The sequence below is a fragment of the Microlunatus sp. GCM10028923 genome, assembly GCF_042666975.1.
Lineage (GTDB): Bacteria > Actinomycetota > Actinomycetes > Propionibacteriales > Propionibacteriaceae > Microlunatus.
Genome location: NZ_JBHTFF010000012.1, coordinates 174,452 through 197,280, shown reverse-complemented (window position 1 = coordinate 197,280; position 22,829 = coordinate 174,452). Strand labels below are relative to the sequence as shown.

Genomic DNA, 22,829 nt, shown 5'->3' with positions numbered 1-22,829 from the left:
CGGGGGAGTATCCCGAGCCCGAAACTCGCCCGTCAACCCGGTCCGTCAGCGAACCGGGGCGCCGGGACCCAGCGGAATGCCGAGCGCCCACCAGAGGAAGAACAGCGCTGTCCAGGCCAGCGTCATCGCGACCGCGAGCGGCAGCGTGTACGAGGCGAGGGTGCCGATGCCGGCGTTCTTCCGGTACTGCTGGAGGAAGCCCAGCGCCATCACGAAGTACGGGCTCATCGGCGTGATCGCCGTGGAGCCGGAATCGGCGATCCGGAACAGCGCCTGGGTCGTCTCGGCGGGTACGGCGAGCAGCATCAGCATCGGCACCAGCACCGGCGCGGCGATGGACCACATGGCCGACCCGCTGGTGATCATGACGTTGACCACGCCGAGCAAGATCAACACCATCAGGAAGATCACCGGCACCGGGACGTTGTTCTGGTCCAGCAGCCGGGCCGACTCGACGGCGATCAGGTCGCCGATCCGGGTCCACTCGAAGTAGGCGAGGAACTGGGCGATGGCGAAGAACAGCACCAGCACCGGGGCCATCTGGCGCACCCCGCGGGCCATCAGCTTCGGCACGTCGGCGGGTCCGGTGATCGAGCCGGAGCGAGCTCCGTACACGATCCCGCAGAGGGCGAACAGCAGCCCGACCACCGCCGCGATCCCGTCCAGGAACGGCGATTCGGCGAGCGACCCGCCCTCGCCGCGGAGCGGTGACGCGGGCGGCAGTACCAGCGCGACCAAGATCAACAGCGCCAGGCCGAGGGCGATCAGGGCCAGCCGCTGCGCCGACCGTTCGCGCGGCGACAGTTCCAGCGTGCCCAGGTCGGTGAGGTCCGCGTCGGGGTCCGGGTCCAGGTCCGGCCGCTTGGCCAGCACCAGCTTGGTCACCACGGTGATCACGATCGCCAGCAGCACCGAGGACGCGATGTTGAAGAACCAGTTGCTCAGCGGCGAGACGTACGCGTCGGCGTCGATGATCTTGGCCGCCGCGGTGGTGATGCCGGCGAAGATCGCGTCGTTCGGGGTCGGGATCGGGCTGGCGTCGTAGCCGGACGCGATCGCCGTGTAGGCGACCACGATGCCGAGGATCGGCGACCGGCCGACCGCGCGGAAGGCGAGCCCGCCGAGCGGGACCAGGATGATGTACGCGGCCGCCGACGCCACGTGCGCGGCGGTGCCGGCGAACGCGACCGTGAAGACGACCCAGGAGGCGGGCACCCGGGACACGCCGGTCTTCATCACCGCGGCCAGGAAGCCGCTGTGCTCGGCGATCGCCACGCCCATGATCACGACGATGATCGTCGCCATCGGCGGGAACTCGGCGAAGTTGTCGATCACGCCGGACAGGGCCATCGCGAGCCCGTCGCCGCTGAACAGGTTCCGCACCGTGACCGGTTCGCCGTCGCCGGGGGAGATCACGGTGACCCCGGCCGCGGACAGCACGGCGCTGGCCACGCCGAGGATGATCACCAGGATCCAGAACAGCCAGAACGGATGGGGCAGCGCGTTGCCGACCCGTTCGATCACCGCCATCGCGCGGACGATCCTGGGCAGCTGGTCCGGCTGCTCGTCGCGCGGCGTCTCCACCCGGGTGCTCATCGGACCGCTCCGGCCGTCGCTGCCGGCGAGTAGCCCCGGAAGAACTGCCAGGCCAGGTCCTCGGCGGCGACGGTCCGGGTCAGATAGCCGCCGCCGGAGTACGCGTGAGCGTCCGGCCAGACGTGGCCGCCGCCGGTCACGGCGACATGGCTGACACCGACGCCGCCCGAGCAGCGATCCCAACGGCTGATCGTGACGTCGGTCCCGACCGACCGGGTCTCCGGACCGCTCCGACACCCGTTGCGGTCCACCCAGGCGTCGACCAGATCAGGGATGGCGGGCAGCCCGCGGTCCGCGTCGCCGTCGTACGGGATCGTCGCGTCACCGGTGCCGTGGATGATCATGATCGGCATCGGGCCGGCCCCGGCACAGTCCTCGGTCGATGCGGGATAGAAGGCGCCGGCGACGACCGCCACGGCCGCGAACCGGTCCGGCAGCCGGCAGCCGAGCAACCCGGCCAGGCCGCCGCCGTTCGACTTTCCGGTGGCGTAGCTGCGATCCGGGTCGACGCACCAGTCCGCCTGCAGCCGGTCCAGCAGCGCCGAGGTGAACGCGACGTCGTCGACCTCGGGCGGTGCGTACGGGGCGCCCTGCCAGGCCCGCCGATAGCCGTCGCCGGTGCCCAGCTCACCGTTCGGGTACGCGACGACGGCGGGCACCGTCGACAGCCCGGAGTAGCCCTCGAGTTCGGTCCCGGTGCCGCCGCGGCCGTGGAACGCGATGATCAGCGGCCAGTCGTCGCGGCCCGAGTAGCCGTCCGGCAGGTGCAGGATGTAGCTCCGCTCGCGGCCCTGGTCGGTGAGTTCGTACTTGTCGCTGGTGCCGTCCTGCTGCTCGGTGGGCTTGGCACAGCGGGCGGCCGTTTCGGCGGGCCGCGCCGGTCCCGGATCGGCCGCGGCGGCCGGCGCCAGGAGCAGGGCGGCGGCGACCGCGGCGAGGGCGATCGGGCGCCAGGGGGATCGGAGAGGTCGGCTGCGCGTCATTGGTCAGGCCTTTCGTAGCGGATTCCGGGTGTGCTCGACCCGCCGAGCGGCGGCTCGGCCGAGCTGTCGGGTGCGGGGGGGGTGCGGGGGAGCTAGCCTTCCGGCCACTCCTTGAGGAAGGCGACCAGGCGGGCGGTCGCCCGTTCGACGATCGCGCGGCCGTCGGCCGCGGTGGCCCGGCGCGGGTCGCCCAGCACGCCGTCGGGGCTGAGCTGGTCGTACCCGACGGCGAGCGCGGGGTAGCGGCTGCGGGAGAGCCGGGTCAGCGGCTCCAACTGGTCCAGGGCGGTGGTGCCGGGCCGCAGCCGGTCCCGGCGCACCTGGTCGGGGGCGAGGTGCAGCATCTGGGCGGTCTCGGCCTCGCCGCTGTGGCCGGTCACCTCGCTGGTCTCCATCGCGGCGACCACGTCGGCGGCCAGCGCGGTCACCGGCGCCCAGGCGAACCGCAGTTCCGGCCGGTCCCGGAGCAGGTCCTGGGCCAGCACGTCGAGCGCGGCGTTGTTGCCGCCGTGGCCGGTGACCACCAGGAACCGGCGCCAGCCGTGCCGGGCCAGGCTGTCCAGGTAGTCCCGCAGCACCGCGAGGAAGGTGGCCGGCCGGAGGCTGACCGTACCGGCGAAGGCGAGGTGGTGCGGCGAGACGCCGACCGGCACGGACGGGCCGATCACGGCCGCTCCGCCGAGTTCGTCGGCGACCGCGTCGGCCAGCCGCTCGGCCCGGACCAGGTCCGTCGCCAGCGGCAGGCCGGGGCCGTGCTGTTCGAACGCGCCGACCGGGAGCAGCACTGCGGCGCCCGTCGCGGCCGCCGCAGCGGCCTCGTCGGTGGTCAGTTCCGCCAGCCGGTACGTCATCGGCCCGACTCCTCGGCGGCCAGCGAGGTGCGGATCGCGGTCAGGTGTTCCCGGGTCAGCCGGGCCGCGGCGTCCGGGTCGCGATCCTGGACCGCCTCCATGATCCGGACGTGCTCGGTGTGGTCCCGCTCGCGGTCGTCGTAGCGGTGCCGGATCTCGATCTGCTCCCGCTCCCGTACCTGGAGCAGGGCCTCGACCGTCTCCCGGACCAGCGGGATGCCGGTCGCGGCGGCAAGCGCGACATGGAAGTGCAGGGCCGGGCGTTCGTCGCCGCGCTGCGGCACCAGGGCGTTGCTGGCGGCGGTGCGCAGCGCGTCCAGGTCGGCCTCGGTCCGGGACCGGGCGGCCGCCGCGGCCAACTCGGGCTCGATCAGGATCCTGGCGTCGACGAGTTCCAGCACCGCGGCCAGCCCGGCCCGGTCGGCGTGCGGATTGGCGAGGAGCCGCCGGGTCAGACCGCGCCCGACGTAGGTGCCGGACCCGTGCCGGAACTCGACCACGTCGGTCGCCTCGAGCCGCCGCAGCGCCTCCCGGATGGTCGGCGTGGTGACCTCGAAGTGCTTGGCCAGTTCTCGCGAGGACCGGAACAGGTCGCCGGGCCGCAGGCCGTCCTCGCGGATCAGGGCGACGATGCCGTCGGCGATCTGCTCGGACAGGGAGAGGGTGGATGCCTTCACAGCAACTGACTAAATCACTTAGACAATTGGGTGTCAAGGGTCGAGCGGGCGCAGGCCCTACACTCTCCGCTTGTGCGTCTCGTCTTCGCCGGAACCCCGGAAGTGGCCCTGCCCGCCCTGAACGCCCTGGTCGAATCCGGGCACGAGGTGGTCGCGGTGATCACCCGGCCGGACGCGCCGAGCGGTCGCGGCCGGACGCTGCATCCGAGCCCGGTCGCCGCCCGCGCCGCGGAGCTCGGCCTGGAGACGCTGAAGCCGGAGCGGGCCAAGGACCCGGCGTTGGTGGAGCGGCTGACCGAGTTGGCGCCGGACTGCTGCCCGGTGGTCGCGTACGGGGCGCTGCTGCCGCAGAAGCTGCTCGACATCCCGCCGCACGGCTGGGTCAACCTGCACTTCTCGCTGCTGCCGGCCTGGCGCGGCGCCGCACCGGTGCAGCATGCGGTGCTGGCCGGCGACCAGGAGACCGGGGCGTGCACGTTCCGGATCGTCAAGGCGCTCGACGCCGGTCCGGTGTTCGACGCGATCACCGAGCCGATCGGGCCGACCGACACCGCCGGCGATCTGCTCGGCCGGCTGGCCGATCGCGGGGCCGGGCTGCTGGTCTCCACCATGGACGCCCTCGCCGCCGGTACGGCCGTCGCGACGCCGCAACCCGAGGCCGGTGAGACCTATGCCGCCAAGCTGACCGTCGAGGACGGGCAGCTGGACTGGCAGCGGGCCGCGGTCGAACTGGACCGGCAGGTCCGCGGCTGCCAGCCCGCGCCGGGCGCCTGGACCACCTTCCGCGGCGACCGGTTCAAGATCAACTCGGCGACGCCGGTGGACGAGGACGGGTTGGCTCCCGGCGAGCTGCGGGTGACCAAGAAGGCCGTGGTCGTCGGCACCGGGGCCGGTGCGCTCGACCTCGGTCAGGTGCAGGCCCAGGGCAAGAAGCCGATGCGAGCCGCCGACTGGGCCCGCGGGGTCACGTTCGCCGCCGACGACAAGCTCGGCTGATCATGGCCGGGCCGCCGCGGGATCCGGCCCGCCGGACCGCCTACGACGCGCTCCTCGCGGTCGACACCGAGGGCGCGTACGCGAATCTGATCATGAACCGGCTGCTCGCCGAGCGCGGCCTGACCGGCCGCGACGCGGCCTTCGCCACCGAACTGGTGGCCGGGACCAGCCGGCTCGCCGGCAGTTACGACCTGATCATCGGGGCCGCGTCCGGCCGCGATCCGGAACGGCTGGACCGGCCGGTGTTGATCTTGCTCCGGCTCGGCACGCACCAGCTGCTGAACCTGCGGGTGCCGGCCCACGCCGCGGTCGCCAGCACCGTCGACCTGGCCCGCGAGGCCGTCGGGCCCAAGATCACCGGGCTGGTCAACGCCGTCCTGCGCAAGGTCGCCGCCCACGACTACCGGTCCTGGACCGACCGGCTGAGCCGCGGCCTGGCGCCGCGGGAGGCGCTGGCGATCCGGACCGCGCACCCGCGCTGGATCGTCGACGCGTACGCCGACGTCCTGCCCGAGGCCGAGCTGGAGCCGGCGCTGCTGGCCAACAACGAGCCGGCCCCGGTCACGCTCGCGGTCCGGCCGGGCCTGGCCGAGGTCTCCGAGCTGGTCGAGGCCGGCGCAGGGCCGGGCCGCTGGTCCCCGTACGCCGCAACCTGGCAGGGCTCGCCGGCCGAGCTCGCTGCCGTACGCCAGGGGAGGGCGGGCGTCCAGGACGAAGGCTCCCAACTCGTCGCCGCAGCGCTTCCTGGCCCTTCGACCAGCTCAGGGGACGTGGATCCCTGGCTCGATCTCTGTGCCGGGCCGGGCGGGAAGTCGGCTCTGCTGGCCGGGCTGGCGAAGGCGGCCGGGACCTGGCTGCTCGCGGCCGAGGTGAGCCGGCACCGGGCCGACCTGGTCCGCTCGGCGGTCCGGGGGCTCGACTCGGTCGAGGTGGTCGTTGCCGACGGCACCCGGCCGGCCTGGCGCTCCGGGCGCTTCGGCCGGGTGCTCGCCGACGTGCCGTGCACCGGCCTCGGCTCGCTGCGCCGCCGGCCGGAGTCGCGCTGGCGCCGGGACCCGGCGACGCTGGACCAGCTGGTGCCGCTGCAGCGAGCGCTGCTCCACGCGGCGCTGGACGCGGCGCGGCCCGGCGGCCTGGTCGGTTACGTGACCTGTTCGCCGCATCGGCGGGAGACCGTTGAGGTGGTCGAGGCCGTGCTCGCGGAGCGGACCGGGGTCACGACGGTGGCGGCGGCCGACGTGCTCGCGGGAGCCGGGTTGCCGGAACCGCCGGATTCGGCAGCGGGCCCGTACCTCCAACTGTGGCCGCACCGGCACGGGACGGATGCGATGTTCGCGGCCTATCTGCGGGTCGATTGACCGAAATCCAGCGCACTCGGCGAGGAAACGGCCCGAACCCGGCCCGGGGCGGGAAGTCTGCTGGATTTCGGTCAGTAGAGTGCGGCCCGTGGGGATCAAGATCATGCCGAGCCTGCTGTCGGCCGACTTCGCCAACCTGCAGTCCGAGATCGCGGCCGTGGGCAGTGCGGACGGCATCCATGTCGACGTGATGGACTACCGGTTCGTACCGAATCTGACGCTGGGGCTGCCGGTGGTCGAGTCGCTGCGCAAGGCGACCGACAAGCTGCTCGACATCCATCTGATGATCGACGACCCGGACCGCTGGGCACCCTCCTACGCCGAGGCCGGCGCGGAGTCGGTCACCTTCCACGTCGAGGCCTCGTCGGCGCCGGTCCGGCTGGCCCGGGAACTGCGCGCGCGGGGCGCCCGGGCCGGGATGGCGCTCCGGCCGGCGACCCCGATCGAGCCGTACGCCGACCTGATCGGCGAACTGGACATGATCTTGATCATGACCGTCGAACCTGGCTTCGGCGGCCAGAAGTTCCTCGACCTGATGCTGCCGAAGCTGCGCCGGACCCGCGAGCTGCTGGACGCCTCCGGCGCCGACATCTGGCTCGAGGTCGACGGCGGCATCTCGGCGGACACGATCGCCCGCTGCGCCGAGGCTGGCGCCGACACCTTCGTCGCGGGCTCCGCCGTCTTCGGCGCCGACGACCCGGACACGATGGTCAGCACGCTCCGGAGTCGAGCCGGGGGATGATCGGCTGGGCGATCGGGCTGCCGGCGCTCCGCGTCGGGCTGGTCCTGGTCGTCAACCTGATCACCTGGGCGCTGCTCCGGGCGGCCGGTCAGCCGGTCGGATTTCCGGTGGTGGCGCTGTCGGCGCTGCTGCTGTTCCCGGTCAACGTGGCCTCCCTGATGCTGCTCCGGCGGCGATTGCACCGGGAGGGGCGCCGCCTTCGCGACCTGGTGGGGCTGTCCCGCGGTCGGCTGCCGCGCGACCTGCTCTGGGGGCTGCTCTGGTTCGTGGTGCTGCAGGCCGGGTTCGGTGCGGCGCTGTTCGCCGTGATGGCGATCCGGTACGGCAGCGATATGACCACCGCGTTCGCGACGATCTTCGTCGACACCGCCACTGCGGTCGCCTGGCCACCCTGGCTGATGATCACCCTCTTCGTGATCACCGTGATCACGTTCGCGCCGCTGAACGCTCCGGCGGAGGAGTTGATCTACCGGGGCTACGCGCAGACCGAACTCGCCACTCGGCTGCCGACCTGGCTCGCCATCGGGATCCCGGCGGCCCTGTTCGCGCTGCAGCACCTGTTCTTCGCGCCGACCGCGGCCGCGATGCCGGTCTTCGGGATCGCCTTCGCCGTCTGGGCTGTCGGTGCCGGCCTGATCCTGCACCGGCAACGCCGGCTGGTCCCGTTGATCTTCGCCCACCTGCTGGTCAACCTCGTCACCACGGTGCCCACGCTGCTCGTCGTACTGATGTTCAGCCAGGGGTCCTGACGGACCGGGCTACGACTCGCGGCGGCGCAGGTAGCGCTCGAACTCGGCGGCGATCGCCTCGCCGGACGCTTCGGGCAACTCGGTCTCGTCGCGCTGCTGCTCCAGCGTCTGGACGTACTCGGCGATCTCGTCGTCGGACTCGGCGAGCTGGTCGACGCCGCGTTCCCAGGCCCGGGACAGTTCGGGCAGGTCGCCGTGATCCAGCGGTACGTCGAGCGTCGACTCCAGCTTCGACAGCAGGGCCAGGGTGGCCTTGGGGCACGGCGTCCGGGACACGTAGTGCGGCACCGCCGCCCACAGCGTGATCACCTCGGTGCCGGATCGGGTCAGCGCGTCGCCGAGCACGCCGACGATGCCGGTCGGGCCCTCATACGTCGACATCTCCAGGCCCAGCCGCTCGGCGGTGTCGGGATCGTTCGCGGTCTGCGAGACCGGGATCGGCCGGGTGTGCGGCGTGTCGGCGAGCAGCGCGCCGAGCAGGTAGACGCGGCGCACCCCGGCCGACTCCAGCGCCGACGTGATCAGGGTGCAGAACTGGCGCCAGCGCATGTTCGGCTCGTAGCCGTCGATCAGCACCAGGTCGCGCCCGTCGGCCAGCCGGCCCGCCTTCACCTGGGTGACCGGCCAGGTCAGCCGGCGCACGCCGTCGTCGTCGAGGTGGACCTCGGGGCGGTTCACCTGGAAGTCGTAGAAGTCGTCGCCGTCGATCTCGTACCCGAGCTTGGCGTCGGTGATCTCGGCGAGTCGCTGCACGGTGTCCGAGGCGGCGCCTCCCGCGTCGTTCCAGCCCTGGAACGCGATCACCGCGAAGGGCTCGTTCAGCCCGCGCAGATCGACGGAGTCGGCGGCTGATTCGGGGGAGGGATCCGGCACAGGGACAACCCTACGTCTCTCGACTGGTGGCCGGGTCCCCCGACTGTTCATCGGTCGTCGCTATCCTCGGTCGGTGAGTTCGTACAACGCAGCCAACCCGGACCTTCGAACCGCGCTCTCTGAGCGTGTAGTCATCGCCGACGGCGCGATGGGCACCATGTTGCAGGCGTACGACCTGTCCCTGGACGATTTCGAACAACTCGAGGGCTGCAACGAGGTCCTCAACGCCACCCGGCCGGACGTGGTCGAGGCGATCCACGCGGCCTACTTCGAGGCCGGCGTCGACGCGGTCGAGACGAACACCTTCGGCACCAACCTCTCCGCCCTCGGTGAGTACGACATCCCGGAGCGGATCGAGGAGCTGGCCGAGGCCGGCGCCCGGATCGCCCGCCGCGCCGCCGACCGCTACGCCACCCCCGGCCGTCCCCGGTACGTCCTCGGCAGCGTCGGCCCCGGCACCAAGCTGCCGACCCTGGGCCACGTCACGTACGCCAAGCTGCGGGACGCCTACCAGCGGCAGGTCGAGGCCATGCTGGCCGGCGGCATCGACGGCGTCCTGATCGAGACCTCGCAGGACCTGCTGCAGACCAAGGCCGCCACGATCGCCGCCAAGCGGGCCCGCGAGGTGGCCGGCCGGGACGTGCCGATCATCGTCAACGTCACCGTGGAAACCACCGGGACGATGCTGCTCGGCACCGAGATCGGCGCCGCGCTGACCTCCCTGGAGCCGCTCGGGATCGACCTGATCGGGCTCAACTGCGCGACCGGCCCGGCCGAGATGAGCGAGCATCTGCGGCACCTGTCCCGGCACGCCCGGATCGGCGTCGCCTGCATGCCCAACGCCGGACTCCCGGAGCTGACCGCGGACGGGGCCCGCTACCCGCTGACGCCGGTCGAACTGGCCGACGCCCTGGAACAGTTCGCCGGCGAGTTCGGGCTGGGTCTGGTCGGGGGTTGTTGCGGCACCACCCCGGAACACCTGCGGCAGGTGGTCGACCGGCTCCAGGCCCGGCCGGTCCAGGAACGTACGCCGCAGCCGGTTGCCGCCTCGGCGTCGCTGTACGCGGAGGTGCCGTTCCGGCAGGACACCAGCTACCTGTCGATCGGGGAGCGGACCAACGCCAACGGCTCGAAGGCGTTCCGCGAGGCACTGCTCGAGGAGCGCTGGGACGACTGCGTCGAGATCGCCCGGTCGCAGATCCGCGACGGGGCGCACCTGCTCGACCTGAACGTCGACTACGTCGGCCGGGACGGTGCCGCCGACATGCGCGAGCTCGCGTTCCGGGTGGCGACCGCCTCGACCCTGCCGATCGTGATCGACTCCACCGAGCCGGCGGTGCTGCAGGCCGGCCTGGAGTGCCTGGCCGGCCGCGCGGTGATCAACTCGGTGAACTACGAGGACGGCGACGGGCCGGACTCCCGGTTCACCAAGATCATGGAACTGGTGGTCGAGCACGGCTCCGCGGTGATGGCGCTGACCATCGACGAGGAGGGCCAGGCCCGGACCCGGGAGTGGAAGGTCCGGGTCGCGCAGCGGCTGATCGATGACCTGACCGGCAACTGGGGCCTGAAGACCTCCGACATCGTGATCGACTGCCTGACCTTCCCGATCGCCACCGGCCAGGAGGAGACCCGGCGGGACGGCATCGAGACGATCGAGGCGATCCGCGAGGTGAAGCGGCTCTACCCGGAGGTGCAGACCACCCTCGGGCTGTCGAACATCTCGTTCGGCCTCAGCCCGGCCGCCCGGGTGGTGCTCAACTCCGTCTTCCTGCACGAGTGCGTCGAGGCCGGGCTGGACTCGGCGATCGTGCACGCGGCCAAGATCATGCCGATGGCCCGGATCCCTGACGAACAACGGGAAGTCGCTCTTGATCTTGTGTACGACCGGCGGCGGGAGGACTACGACCCGCTGCAGCGCTACCTGGAGATCTTCTCCGGCGTGAAGATGGCCGACACGAAGGCCGAGCGGGCGGCCGAGCTGGCCAAGCTGCCCGTCACCGAGCGGCTGAAGCGCCGGATCATCGACGGCGAGGGCAAGGGCCTGAGCGACGATCTTGATCTTGCGCTGGCCGAGAAGCCGGGCCTGGCGATCATCAACGACGACCTGCTGGCCGGGATGAAGGTGGTCGGCGAGCTGTTCGGCTCCGGCGAGATGCAGCTGCCGTTCGTACTGCAGTCGGCCGAGGTGATGAAGACCGCGGTGGCCCACCTGGAGCCGCATCTGGAGAAGACCGACTCGGCCGGCAAGGGCACCATCGTGCTGGCCACGGTCAAGGGCGACGTGCACGACATCGGCAAGAACCTGGTCGACATCATCCTGACCAACAACGGCTACACGGTGGTCAACCTCGGCATCAAGCAGCCGATCACCACGATCATCGAGGCGGCCGAGCAGCACAAGGCCGACGCGATCGGGATGTCCGGGCTGCTGGTGAAGTCGACCGTGGTGATGAAGGAGAACCTCGAGGAGCTGAACAGCCGCGGCATGGCCAAGGACTTCCCGGTCCTGCTCGGCGGCGCGGCCCTGACCCGGTCCTACGTCGAGGAGGACCTGGGCCAGGTGTTCGACGGCGAGGTCCGCTACGCCCGGGACGCGTTCGAGGGGCTCCGGCTGATGGATGCCGTGATGGCGGTGAAGCGCGGCGACGAGGGTGCCGCGCTGCCGGCCCCGCGGGAGCGCCGGGTCAAGGCCAAGAGCAGGTCCGCGGTCGCGGTGGAGGAGCGGGTCGAGCTGCCCGCCCGCTCCGACGTGGCCCGCGACGTCGACGTACCGGAGCCGCCGTTCTGGGGCGAGCGCATCGTCAAGGGGATCGCGCTGGCCGACGTGACCGGCTACCTGGACGAACGGGCGACGTTCATGGGTCAGTGGGGCCTGAAGGGTTCCCGCGACGGCGAGTCGTACGAGGAGCTGGTGGAGCGCGAGGGCCGGCCCCGGCTGCGGATGTGGCTGGACCGGGTCCAGACCGACTCGATCGCCGAGTTCGCGGTGACCTACGGCTACTGGCCCTGCTACAGCGACGGCGACGAGCTGATCGTGCTGCGGCCCGGCGGCGAGGCCGCGGACCCGGGCGCCGAGCTGCACCGGTTCACGTTCCCGCGACAGCGGCGCGGCCGGTACCTCTGCCTGGCCGACTTCTTCCGGGACCGCGAACTGGCCACCGCGAAGGGCCCGGACGTGATCGCGTTCCACCTGGTCACGATGGGCTCGGCGGTGTCCCGCGCGACGGCGGAGCTGTTCGAGAAGAACGCCTACCGGGACTACCTGGAGCTGCACGGGCTGAGCGTCCAGCTGACCGAGGCGCTGGCCGAGCTGTGGCACGCCCGGATCCGCTCCGACCTCGGCCTGGCCGCCGACGACGGCGCGATGGACGACATGATCCGGGACCAGGCCTACCGCGGCTCCCGCTACTCGTTCGGCTACCCGGCCTGCCCCGACCTGGAGGACCGGGCCAAGCTGGTCGACCTGCTCAAGCCGGAACGGATCGGCGTCGAGCTGTCCGAGGAACTGCAGCTGCATCCGGAGCAGTCCACCGACGCCTTGGTCGTCCACCACCCCGAAGCCAAATACTTCAACGCGCGCTAAAAGGCGGACGCCGACCGGGCACAAAAGCAGGCGTTTCGGCGGCGTGTCGCTGCTGTTGTGCCCAGTCGGCGGGCTCGGGCAGGAGGGTGACGGGGAGCCGAGTACGCAATCCGGCGCGGGTTGGAGGTTGGGTGGAAACCCCGGCCGGGTCCTTCCGAATCGTCGATGCGAGTCGCCCGGTCCCAGGCTGACCAGCCGCCGGATCACCGACCACGAGAGAACTTGCGGGCGGTGGCCGGCCGCCGGAACTTGCCGACATCGACCGGACGCTTTGTCCGCGATCCGGCGCCCGGAGTTGCCCTTTGCGTCCAGTCGGTGGGCCGGATTCACCGACCACGAGAGATCCTGCGGCTTGGGCTTCCCGACGCTCCGACGTCTTTGGTCGCCGCTCGTCGAACCCAGTCGGCGGTTGACGCCGACAACCTGCGAGCTAAGGTTGACGATGTCAACCTGATGGCGTGGTGGAGGTGTTGGGGATGCGTGTTGTCGTCACCGGTGCGACCGGCGGGATCGGGGAGCGGATCAGCCGGCGGCTGGCGGAGTCGGGCCACTCCGTGATCATGGTCGGTCGCTCGGCGGAGCGGATCGACCGGGCGCGGGGCCGGATCGCGGAGGCGGTGCCGGGTGCCGATCTCGCCGGGGAGGTCTCGGACCTGTCGCTGACGGCGGAGGTCCGGGCGCTGGCCGAGCGGCTCGAGCCGCTGCCGGACGTGGTGATCAACAACGCGGCAGTGATCGCGCCGCTGGACGCGGTCACGGGCGAGGGGCGGCAGCTGATGCTGGCCACCAACCATCTCGCCCCGTACGTGCTGCTCCGGATCCTCGCCCAGCGGCTCGGCGACCGGCCGGCCCGGTTCGTCATCGTCGGCGCCCATCCGGGAGGGCTGCGGCGCACGCCGGTCGACCTGGACGACCTCGAGTTCCGGAACCGGCGGACCCTCGGCCCGGTGCCCAGCTTCCGGCCCTTCGTCGCGTACGGCCGAACGAAGAACATGAACGCGATGTTCGGGTACGCCCTCGCCGCCCGGCTCGCCGACACCATGATCACCGTCAACGGCGGCCACCCCGGGATCGTCGACCAGACCGGCCTCGGCCGGAACTGCATCGGCCTGCTGCGGCTCTTCACGACCATGATCAACCCGTTCGCGCAGAGCCTGGACGAGGGATCCGACACCCCGTTCTGGCTGGCCACCGCGCCGGAGCCGGCCGGGCAGACGGGGCGGTACTACCTGCGCCGGCAGGCGGTGCCGACCGCACCGCACACGACCGACCCGGCCCGGCTGTACCGGCTGTGGGACGAGAGTGCGGCGCTGGTCGGCTTGCCGGCCGACGTTTCCTGAGGCTGTCGGGAACGGGATCCGGCTTTGCCCTTCGACAGGCTCAGGGATCGGGGGGAGCTTCGACAGGCTCAGAGATCCGGTGGCTTCGGCGGGTTCAGGGATCGAGGGGCGCTTCGGCGGGCTCCTGGCCCCGGTAGGTTCGGGGCGTGGCCACCACCCGGGACCGGTTGATCGACGGAGCCGCTGCGCTGCTCGACGAGGGCGGCCCGGCCGCGGTGACGCTGCGCGAGGTCGGCCGCCGCGCCGGTGTCTCGCACAACGCCCCGTACAAGCACTTCCGGGACAAGCGCGACCTGCTCGCGGCGATCGCGGCCGACGAACTGCGCGTCCTGGCCGGCCGGCTGACCGAGGCCGCGGCGGGGGAGACCGGCGCGGCCCGGATCGGCGCCGCGCTGCACGCCTACGTCGGCTGGGCGGTCGCCGCGCCGGAACGGTTCCGGCTGGTGTTCGGAGCCTGGACCGGTCCCCATGCCGAATTGGAGGACGCAGCGCAGGCCGCCGTCGTCGCGATCACCGAGGTGGTGACGGCGGCACAGGCGGAGGACGAGGCGCTGCCGCGGGGCACCGAGCGGCTGGTGGCGCTGCTCCGGTCGACCGCGCACGGCCTGGTCGACCTTGAATTGGCCGGCCATCTGCGCAAGCGGCCCGGCGCGCCGGGGCCCGACGATCTCATCGACGAGTTGATCACCCTCGTCCGCGGGGGCGGAACGGCTCAGCGGCACTAAGATCGATGGCGTGACCGACTCTGCTCGATCGAAGGCCGCGGACGGGCCCCGGGTGGAACTTCGCGGCGCCGAGGCGACGATGCTCGCGACGCTGTACGGACGCGCACTCGACGCCCGCTCGCCCGACCCGATCCTCGGCGACATGCTCGCCGCCGAAACCCTGGACAAGATCAACTTCGATCCGACGCAGACCGGCCTGCGACCCGGTGATCACTACTCGGTCGCGATGCGGGCGGAGTTCCTGGACGGCTGGACCCGCGAGTTCCTGGCCCGGCACCGGTCGGCGACCGTGCTGCATCTCGGCTGTGGCCTGGACACCCGGGTCTGGCGGGTGAACCCCGGCCCCGGCGTCGCCTGGTACGACATCGACCTGCCGGACGTGATCGCGCTGCGGCGGACGCTGTTCGGCGATCGTACGGGCAGCACCATGATCGCCTCCTCGGTGACCGACCCGGCCTGGCTGGCCGAGGTGCCCCAGGACCGGCCGACCCTGGTGGTCGCGGAGGGCCTGGTCTACTACCTGACCGAGACCGGCGGCCGGGCGCTGCTCCGGCGGCTGGTCGACTCCTTCCCGACCGGCCAAATGATCTTCGATGGGTTCAGCCGGCTCGGCATCCGGCTGCAGCGGCTGAACGGGGCCGTGCACAAGGCGGCCGCCACGCTGCACTGGGGGATCGACTGGCCGACCGAACTGGAGACCATCCACTGGCGGCTGCACTGCACCGACGTGGTCGGAGTCTTCGACGCCAGCGACTTCTCCGTCCTGTCCACGCGCTACCAGGTGCTCGCCGCCCTGGGCAAGAACGTGCCCGCGATGGCCAACATGGCGCGCTACTACCGGCTCGACTTCTAGGAACCCTTACCGAAAAGGAAAAAGCCCCCTTCCCTGGTGCGAGCGCACCGAGGGAAGGGGGCTTTCTCGTGGTCAGCCGCGCAGGGCGTCGACCGTCTCGTTCAGCACCGGCGACGGCCGCATCACGGCCGTCGTCTTCGCGGCGTCGGGACGGTAGTAGCCGCCGATGTCGGCCGGCGAACCCTGCACCGCCAGGAGTTCCGCCGCGATCGCGGACTCCTGCTCGGTGAGCCGCTGGGCGACCGGCCCGAAGGTCGCGGCGAGCTCGGCGTCCGCGGTCTGCGCGGCGAGCCGCTGCGCCCAGTAGAGGGCCAGATAGAAGTGGCTGCCGCGGTTGTCGATCGAGCCGAGCTTGCGGGCCGGTGACCGGTTCTCGTTGAGCAGCGTCTCGGTCGCCTCGTCCAGCGCGTCGGCCAGCACCTGGGCCCGTGCGTTGTCGGTCGACTCGGCGAGATGGCGCAGGCTCTCGGCCAGCGCCAGGAACTCGCCGAGGCTGTCCCAGCGCAGGTAGTTCTCGCTGACCAGTTGCTGCACGTGCTTCGGCGCCGAACCGCCGGCGCCGGTCTCGAACAGGCCGCCGCCGTTCATCAGCGGCACCACCGACAGCATCTTGGCGCTGGTGCCCAGCTCCAGGATCGGGAACAGGTCGGTCAGGTAGTCGCGGAGGACGTTGCCGGTCACCGAGATGGTGTCCTCGCCCTTGCGGATCCGGTCGATCGACAGCTTGATCGCGTCCACCGGCGCCAGGATCTGCAGGTCCAGGCCGTCGGTGTCATGATCGGCGAGGTACGTCTTCACCTTGGCGATCAGGTTCCGGTCATGGGCCCGCGACTCGTCCAGCCAGAAGATCGCCGGCGAGCCGGACGCCCGGGCCCGGGTCACCGCGAGCTTGACCCAGTCCTGGATCGGCGCGTCCTTGGTCTGGCAGGCCCGCCAGATGTCGCCGGCCTCGACCTGGTGGCTGATCAAGGTCTCGCCGGCGGAGTTGATCACCGCAACGGTGCCCGCGGCCGCGATCTCGAACGTCTTGTCGTGGCTGCCGTACTCCTCGGCCTTCTGGGCCATCAGGCCGACGTTCGGCACCGAGCCCATGGTGGCCGGGTCGAACGCGCCGTTGGCCCGGCAGTCGTCCAGCACCACCTGGTAGATGCCCGCGTACGAGCTGTCCGGCAGCACCGCCAGGGTGTCGGCCTCGTTCCCGTCCGGGCCCCACATGTGCCCGGAGGTACGGATCATGGCCGGCATCGAAGCGTCCACGATCACGTCGCTCGGCACGTGCAGGTTGGAGATGCCCTTGTCGGAGTTGACCATCGCCAGCGCCGGCCCGGCCGCCAGCCCCTGCTCGATGGCGGCCTTGATCTCGGCGCCGTTCGGCAGTTCGGCGAGCCCGGCCAGGATCGAGCCCAGCCCGTCGTTGGGGCTCAGCCCGGCCTCGGCCAGCTCGCTGCCGTACGTCTCGAACACGGTCGGCAGGAACGCACGCACCGCGTGCCCGAAGATGATCGGGTCGGACACCTTCATCATGGTGGCCTTGAGATGCAGCGAGAACAGCACGCCGTCGGCCTTGGCCCGGGCGATCTGCTCGGTCAGGAAGGCGTCCAGCGCCGCGGCGCTCATGAAGGTGGCGTCGACGACCTCGCCGGCCAGCACCTTCAGGCCGTCCTTCAAGATCGTTTCGGTGCCGTCGGCCGCGGTGTGCTTGATCGTCAGCACGTCGTCGGCGGGCAGCACGACGGACTGCTCGTTGCTGCGGAAGTCGCCGGCCTCGAGGTGCGCCACGTTGGTCTTGGAGTCCGCGGTCCAGGCGCCCATCGAGTGCGGGTGCGAACGCGCGTAGTTCTTCACCGAGGCGGGTGCCCGGCGGTCCGAGTTGCCCTCCCGGAGCACCGGGTTGACCGCGGAGCCCTTCACCTTGTCGTAGCGGGCCCGGACGTCGGCGTCCTCGTCGGACTCGACCTCGTCGGGGTAGTCGGGCAGCGCGTAGCCCTGGGACTGCAACTCGGCGACGGCCGCCTTCAGCTGCGGTACGGAGGCCGAGATGTTGGGCAGCTTGATGATGTTGGCCTCGGGGGTGGTGGCCAGTTCGCCGAGCTCGGCCAGCGAGTCCGGGACCTGCTGGTCGGCCGGCAGCCGGTCGGCGAACGCCGCCAGGATGCGCGCCGCGACCGAGATGTCCCGGGTCTCCACCTGAACCCCGGCGCCCTTGGTGAAGGCCTCGATGATCGGCAGGAACGAGTACGTCGCCAGTAGCGGCGCCTCGTCGGTCAGGGTGTAGATGATCTTGGACAAGACGGTCTCTCCTTAACGGTCCTTCTCGCTGTCTTGATGTCAAGATATCCCACCGGCCCGGTCGCACCGAAGGGGCCCGCGGGAGCCTGGTGCGAGTCTGCCAGGTTCAGCCACGCACAAGAAGCGGAGGTGCTACCTCCGGTTAGTGCTACGCTGGCTCCATGTCGAAGCCCGAGGCCGGCGGCCGCCCGCTCCGCCGGGACGCCGAACGCAACCGGCAGTTGATCATCGCCAGCGCCAAGGCGGCCTTCGCCGAACGCGGCCTGCAGGTCACGCTCGACGACGTGGCGGCCCGGGCCGGGCTCGGCGTCGGCACCGTGTACCGCAAGTTCCCGAACCGTGCCGCGCTGGTCGGCGCGCTGTTCGAGGACCGGGTCGCCGAGGTCGAGGCGTTGGTCGACCGGTCCGCCGGCAGCGACGGGCCGCCCTGGGACGCCCTCGCCGAGTTGATCACCGGGCTGGCCGTGCTGCACGCGGAGGATCGCGGCCTGCGCGAGGTGCTGCTCGCCGACGAACGGGCCGGCGACCAGTTCGCGACCACGCTGCGGCGGCTGCGGCCGAGACTGCGGCTGGTGCTGGACCGGGCCCGGGCGGACGGCAGCCTGCGGGCCGATCTCGGGGTCGACGACCTGCCGGTGCTGATGGCGATGATCGGCACCGCCGCGGACCGGTCCGGCTCCGGCTGGCGCCGCTATCTGGACTTGATCATGGACGGACTACGTACCGGAGGAGAACGACGATGACGATGCCCCGCGCGATGAAGGCCCTCGGTCCGGTGATCAATCCGGTGCTGCTGCCGCTGGCCCGGCGGCTGCCACCGCTCGCCGTGCTGCACCACGTGGGACGGCGCAGCGGAACGGCGTACCGGACGCCGGTGCAGGCCTACCGGACCGAGCGGGGTTTCCTGATCGGCTTGGTGTACGACAGCGCCGCCGACTGGGCCCGGAACCTGGAGGTCGCCGGCACCGGCGAACTGACCAGGGCCGGCCGGACGTATCCGGTGTCCGCGCCGACGCGGTTGGCCGCGGTCGACGCGCTGCGGCTGCTGCCCGGACCGGCCGCCTGGCTGATGCGGCTGGTCCGGGTCGAGGAGTTCCTCGCGCTCGCCGTGCCGGCGCAATCCGGCCCGGAGAAGTTGATCAAGCAGACACGTCGGTGATGCCGGGCACTCCGTCGAGGACCACGAACGTCGCCGCGGTCCGTACCTGCGACTCGGGCTTGGTCACCGTGTCCACCAGCCGCAGCTTCGTGGTCAACTGCTTGCGGTCGGCTTCCATGATCAGATAGCCGCGCTGGTTGTCGATGTAGCGCCAGTGCGGGCTGTCGGCCATGATCGGGTCGTAGGTCTTGTGGAAGGCGACCGGGTCGGCGTCGCCGCCCGACGTGATCGAGGTACCGGTGAACTCGGCCCCGACCACCTCCGAGCCCTCGTGATCGAAGTCGGTCTTCAGGTCGCAGGCCCAGGTGCAGTGCCGGTCGCCGGTCATGATCACCGGATTCCGTACCTGGCGGAACTCGTTCAGCAGCCGCCGCCGCTGCCAGCGGTAGCCGTCCAGGTTGTCGAAGTCGAAGGACTCCTCGGGCCCGGCGGTGCGGTCGTTCTGGGCCCACATGACCTGGTTCGCCAGGACGTTCCAGCGGGTCGGCGAGGAGGTCAGCCGGTCCATCAGCCACTTCTCCTGCTCCTCGCCGGTGATCGTCCGGCCGGGCGCCTCGGCCTCGGCCAAGGTGGTCACCTGGTCCGACCGGTACTGCCGGGTGTCCAGCACCGGGACGTCGAGCAGCCGGCCGAACCGGAAGGCCCGGTAGATCTGCATGTCCGGACCGTGCGGGAGCGAGGTGCGGCGGAACGGCATGTGCTCCCAGTACGCCTGCAGCGCCGCGATCCGGCGGGCCCGGAACGCCTCCGGCGTCTGCTGGTCGGGGTCCTGCGGCACGTCGTCGGCCCAGTTGTTGTCGATCTCATGATCATCGGGCGTGCAGATGAACGGGTGCGCGGCGTGCGCGGCCTGAAGATCAACATCGGTGCGGTACTGGGCGTGCCGGTTGCGGTAGTCGGTCAGTGAGTACGGCTCGTCGGTGCCCTGGTGCGACCGGAGCGCGTTCGGGTTCGGCTTGCCCTCGTAGATGTAGTCGCCGAGGAACGCGACGAAGTCGAGGTCCTCGGCCGCCAGGTGCCGGTGCGCGTTGTAGTAGCCGGCCTCCCAGTTCTGGCAGGACGTGACCGCCCAGCGCAGCTTGGCCGGGTCGGACTTGGCGGCGGGCGCGGTCCGGGTGCGACCGGCCGGGCTGAGGTGGTCGCCCTGCCGGAACCGGAACCAGTACGTGTGGCCCGGCTCCAGCCCGCGGACGTCGACGTGCACGCTGTGGCCCTGATCGGGGTCGGCCGACGCCACGCCGGAGCGCACCACGCGGCGGAAGCTCTCGTCGGCGGCGACCTGCCAGTCCACCCGGTAGCTGCGGTTCGGCATGCCGCCGCCCTCCAGCGGCTTCGGGGCCAGTCGGGTCCAGATCACCACGGCCTCGGGCAGCGGGTCGCCGCTGGCCACGCCGAGCGTGAACGGGTCGTCCAGCCGGGGCGACGGGGCCGCGGCGGCGGAGTCGAAACTGATCGGGAGCGTGGAGCCGACCGCGGCGGTGCCGGCGGCCAGGCTGAGGAAGGAGCGGCGGGGGAGGCTCATGATCATCAGCGTCGGAAGCCGCCGTGACCACCGGGTCCCGCGCCGGATGACCAACCGGCGAACCTTGCCCGACCGCTGCCGCAGCTTGGTCGCCCAACGACCCTGCCGATCGACTGCCGGTGCCTGTCGTGAAACCCCCTGAACTCCCACGGTTCAACGTGGCAACGGGCTCGAGCGCCGCACCCGCAGCGATTCCGCGACATCCGACGGGACGCCTCACTGGGTGGCCGGGGCGCTCAGTGTGGTCTGCGACAATGGCCGCGCCATGAATGCCTCTCGCGGATCCCGCCGCTTCCCGACCGTCTGTTCCCGCCGCTCCGGCCTGGCGCGCCCGAACGTCGAGGAGACCCGATGACGAACTCGCTGCCCAGCCTCGCCGCCGCCCTGTGGGACTTCGACGGCACCCTGGCCGACACCGAGCCGCTCTGGGTCGCTGCCGAGTACGAACTCGTCGGCAGCCTCGGGCACGAGTGGTCCGATGATCATGCCGAGCAGCTGGTCGGCAACTCGCTGCTCGACTCGGGTGCGTACATCCTGAACGCGATCGGCCGGACCGACCTGGATCCGGCCTGGGTGGTCGACGAGTTGCTGACCCGCGTGGTGGCGCAGTTCAAGGGCGGCGAGGTGCCGTGGCGACCCGGCGCGCTCGAGCTGCTCGCTTCGCTGAACGAGGCCGGAGTGCCGTGCGCGCTGGTCTCGGCGTCCTACCGGGTGCTGCTCGACGCGGCGATCGAGCGGCTGCCACCGGGGACCTTCCAGACGTCGGTGGCCGGTGACGAGGTGGCCAACGGCAAGCCGCATCCGGAGCCGTACGAGACGGCCTGCCACAAGCTCGGCGTCTCCGCGCACGACTGCGTCGTGTTCGAGGACTCCGGCACCGGCGCCCGGTCCGGCAACGCGGCCGGCGCCGTGGTGGTGGCGGTGGAGAACCTGGTCCACATCCCGTCGGCACCGCGCCGGGTCCACGTCCGGTCGATGACCGAGCTGGACGCGAAGGCGGTGGCCCGGCTGCTCGAGGAGATCAATGCCGAGTCGTAGGACCGGCCGGTTCGTCGCACTGATCGCGGCGGCCGGTCTGCTGCTGGCCGGGTGCTACACGCCGAACGAGCCGCCCACGCCGACCCCGAGCCCGAAGCGGCCGTTCACCGTGATGTCGACCGACCCGATCCGGGTGGTCGACCCGGCCGGGGTCGTCGACCAGGGCTCGGCGATCCTGGCCCAGAACGTCTACCAGCGCCTGATGACCGCCGATCCGGGCAGCAGCTCCCCGAAGCCGGACGCCGCCGCCCGGGACTGCATCTTCACCTCGGAGACCGTGGTCACCTGCACGCTGAGCACGGACCTGAAGTTCCACAACGGGCACGAGCTCACCTCGAGCGACGTGAAGTTCAGCATCGAGCGGCTGATCCGGCTGGACGTGCCGGGCTCGTCGGCGATCCTGTTCACCACGCTGCGGCGGATCCAGACCCCGAACCCGCAGACGGTCGAGTTCGTGCTGAGCCGGCCCGACACCCAGTTCCCCTGGGCGCTGGCCTCGATCGGCGCGTCGATCGTCGACGAGGAGACGTACGACGCGGACGAGCTCCGGCCGGTCGACCAGCCGATCGTCGGTTCGGGCCCGTTCCAGGTCAGCCGGTTCGCCGAGAACGAGCTGCAACTGGCGAGCTTCGCCGACTACAAGGGCCGTACGCCGGGCCGGCTGCCCGGGCTGGTCTACCGCACCGAGCCGGACTCCGGCGTCATCGAGGAGGCGATCGCGGACGCCAAGGTCGACGTCGTCTGGCGTGGTCTCAACGCGGCCGCGGTGACCCGGCTGCGCCAGCAGGCGACGGCGGCGCCGAACTCGCCGGAGGGCTTCACCGGCCGCGAGCTGGCCGGGGCCCGGGTGCAGCAGCTGATCTGGAACCCGGAGTCGCGGGCCGGCCAGAACGCCGCGGTACGGAAGGCGATCGCGCTCGCCCTGCAGTCGGACCGGACGCTGGACTCGATCGTCCCGCCGACGGTGCCCGGCTACGTCAAGAGCTTCCCGGTCGGCGGCGTCGCGGAGCCGAAGGTGACCTGGGCGAAGCGGATCCAGCTGACGCTCTCGTACGACCCGACCAGTCCGGACGAGCGGGACCTGGCCAACCAGATCCGCAGCCGGCTGGAGGACACCGGCGGCCTGAGCGTACGGCTGCGGCCGATGGATGCCGCGGCCGACCTGACCCTGGCCGACCGGAAGGCCTGGGCGGCGACGCCGGTGGCCTGGCTGCAGCCGTACCTGTCCGCGCCGCCGGAGTCGAGCAAGACCGCCGTCCAGACGCTGGAGGCGCAGTACCGGGCGACCGCGGACAACGCGCAGGCCCAGACCGTGATCGCCCAGCTGCAGACCAAGGCGGCGGCCGACCTGACCGTGCTGCCGATCAGCCAGAGCGACGAATACCTGTTCATCCGGGTCGGGGTCGACGTCGACCCGCTGTCCTTCGGGCCCGGCTGGCAACTCGGATTCTGGGGAATGAGCGGTGGCTGAGCCGATGAACGAAACGACCGA

The 22,829-nt window shown here is 71.4% G+C and carries 19 protein-coding genes; 12 read left to right on the top strand and 7 right to left on the bottom strand.

The annotated features are described in order from the left end of the window. Positions 1–45: 45 nt before the first annotated feature. The 4 genes from ACFQU4_RS26520 to ACFQU4_RS26505 form a co-directional block, all read right to left on the bottom strand. Positions 46–1,596, bottom strand: coding sequence for an AbgT family transporter (locus tag ACFQU4_RS26520; protein WP_377497806.1), 1,551 nt, complete (start codon positions 1,594–1,596; stop codon positions 46–48). Further along, the gene (locus ACFQU4_RS26515; protein ID WP_377497804.1) at positions 1,593–2,579 is read right to left on the bottom strand and encodes an alpha/beta hydrolase family esterase; all 987 of its coding nucleotides are present in this window, start codon (positions 2,577–2,579) and stop codon (positions 1,593–1,595) included. The genes ACFQU4_RS26520 and ACFQU4_RS26515 overlap by 4 nt, the downstream gene beginning before the upstream one ends. Positions 2,580–2,671: 92 nt before the next feature. After that, on the bottom strand, positions 2,672–3,430 hold the full coding sequence (locus tag ACFQU4_RS26510; RefSeq protein ID WP_377497802.1) for a creatininase family protein: 759 nt from the start codon (positions 3,428–3,430) through the stop codon (positions 2,672–2,674). Further along, positions 3,427–4,107 (bottom strand): FadR/GntR family transcriptional regulator, encoded by a 681-nt coding sequence (locus ACFQU4_RS26505; RefSeq protein ID WP_377497800.1) that lies wholly within the window; start codon positions 4,105–4,107, stop codon positions 3,427–3,429. The genes ACFQU4_RS26510 and ACFQU4_RS26505 overlap by 4 nt, the downstream gene beginning before the upstream one ends. 72 nt (positions 4,108–4,179) lie before the next feature. Here ACFQU4_RS26505 and fmt point away from each other — a divergent pair, with 72 nt between their 5' ends. The 4 genes from fmt (at position 4,180) to ACFQU4_RS26485 (ending at position 7,952) form a co-directional block, all read left to right on the top strand. After that, on the top strand, positions 4,180–5,103 hold the full coding sequence (gene fmt, locus ACFQU4_RS26500) for a methionyl-tRNA formyltransferase (protein ID WP_377497798.1): 924 nt from the start codon (positions 4,180–4,182) through the stop codon (positions 5,101–5,103). Between the two features lie 2 nt (positions 5,104–5,105). Further along, positions 5,106–6,461 (top strand): RsmB/NOP family class I SAM-dependent RNA methyltransferase, encoded by a 1,356-nt coding sequence (locus tag ACFQU4_RS26495; RefSeq protein ID WP_377497796.1) that lies wholly within the window; start codon positions 5,106–5,108, stop codon positions 6,459–6,461. An 88-nt stretch (positions 6,462–6,549) separates the two neighbouring features. Beyond that, complete coding sequence (gene rpe, locus ACFQU4_RS26490; protein ID WP_377497794.1) at positions 6,550–7,203, top strand: ribulose-phosphate 3-epimerase; 654 nt, start codon at positions 6,550–6,552, stop codon at positions 7,201–7,203. Further along, positions 7,200–7,952 carry a CPBP family intramembrane glutamic endopeptidase gene (locus tag ACFQU4_RS26485; protein ID WP_377497792.1) on the top strand — a complete coding sequence of 251 codons (753 nt, stop codon included), beginning with the start codon at positions 7,200–7,202 and terminating at the stop codon, positions 7,950–7,952. Before rpe ends, ACFQU4_RS26485 begins: the two co-directional genes overlap by 4 nt. A gap of 9 nt (positions 7,953–7,961) precedes the next feature. On the opposite strand, the gene ACFQU4_RS26480 is transcribed toward ACFQU4_RS26485, so the two are convergent. Continuing rightward, positions 7,962–8,825 (bottom strand): PAC2 family protein, encoded by an 864-nt coding sequence (locus tag ACFQU4_RS26480; RefSeq protein ID WP_377497790.1) that lies wholly within the window; start codon positions 8,823–8,825, stop codon positions 7,962–7,964. A 73-nt stretch (positions 8,826–8,898) separates the two neighbouring features. On the opposite strand from ACFQU4_RS26480, the gene metH reads away from it, so the two are divergent. From metH to ACFQU4_RS26460, 4 genes are all read left to right on the top strand, one after another. Next, on the top strand, positions 8,899–12,411 hold the full coding sequence (gene metH / locus ACFQU4_RS26475) for a methionine synthase (protein WP_377497788.1): 3,513 nt from the start codon (positions 8,899–8,901) through the stop codon (positions 12,409–12,411). Between the two features lie 476 nt (positions 12,412–12,887). After that, positions 12,888–13,751, top strand: coding sequence for an SDR family NAD(P)-dependent oxidoreductase (locus ACFQU4_RS26470; RefSeq protein WP_377497786.1), 864 nt, complete (start codon positions 12,888–12,890; stop codon positions 13,749–13,751). Between the two features lie 146 nt (positions 13,752–13,897). Further along, positions 13,898–14,476 (top strand): TetR/AcrR family transcriptional regulator, encoded by a 579-nt coding sequence (locus tag ACFQU4_RS26465; protein WP_377497784.1) that lies wholly within the window; start codon positions 13,898–13,900, stop codon positions 14,474–14,476. Between the two features lie 10 nt (positions 14,477–14,486). Further along, on the top strand, positions 14,487–15,329 hold the full coding sequence (locus ACFQU4_RS26460; protein ID WP_377497782.1) for a class I SAM-dependent methyltransferase: 843 nt from the start codon (positions 14,487–14,489) through the stop codon (positions 15,327–15,329). A gap of 72 nt (positions 15,330–15,401) precedes the next feature. On the opposite strand, the gene ACFQU4_RS26455 is transcribed toward ACFQU4_RS26460, so the two are convergent. Further along, entirely contained in the window at positions 15,402–17,618 is a 2,217-nt protein-coding gene (locus tag ACFQU4_RS26455) for an NADP-dependent isocitrate dehydrogenase (protein ID WP_377497780.1), read from the bottom strand. A gap of 161 nt (positions 17,619–17,779) precedes the next feature. Between ACFQU4_RS26455 and ACFQU4_RS26450 the strand changes: the two genes are divergently transcribed. Together ACFQU4_RS26450 and ACFQU4_RS26445 are read left to right on the top strand one after the other, a co-directional pair. Further along, entirely contained in the window at positions 17,780–18,361 is a 582-nt protein-coding gene (locus ACFQU4_RS26450) for a TetR/AcrR family transcriptional regulator (RefSeq protein WP_377497778.1), read from the top strand. Next, on the top strand, positions 18,358–18,777 hold the full coding sequence (locus tag ACFQU4_RS26445) for a hypothetical protein (RefSeq protein WP_377497776.1): 420 nt from the start codon (positions 18,358–18,360) through the stop codon (positions 18,775–18,777). The genes ACFQU4_RS26450 and ACFQU4_RS26445 overlap by 4 nt, the downstream gene beginning before the upstream one ends. On the opposite strand, the gene ACFQU4_RS26440 is transcribed toward ACFQU4_RS26445, so the two are convergent. Beyond that, the gene (locus tag ACFQU4_RS26440) at positions 18,758–20,299 is read right to left on the bottom strand and encodes an alkaline phosphatase D family protein (RefSeq protein WP_377497774.1); all 1,542 of its coding nucleotides are present in this window, start codon (positions 20,297–20,299) and stop codon (positions 18,758–18,760) included. The genes ACFQU4_RS26445 and ACFQU4_RS26440 overlap by 20 nt on opposite strands. 351 nt (positions 20,300–20,650) lie before the next feature. Between ACFQU4_RS26440 and ACFQU4_RS26435 the strand changes: the two genes are divergently transcribed. Beyond that, on the top strand, positions 20,651–21,337 hold the full coding sequence (locus ACFQU4_RS26435) for an HAD family hydrolase (protein WP_377497771.1): 687 nt from the start codon (positions 20,651–20,653) through the stop codon (positions 21,335–21,337). Beyond that, complete coding sequence (locus tag ACFQU4_RS26430) at positions 21,324–22,808, top strand: ABC transporter substrate-binding protein (RefSeq protein ID WP_377497768.1); 1,485 nt, start codon at positions 21,324–21,326, stop codon at positions 22,806–22,808. The genes ACFQU4_RS26435 and ACFQU4_RS26430 overlap by 14 nt, the downstream gene beginning before the upstream one ends. Positions 22,809–22,829 lie beyond the last annotated feature (21 nt).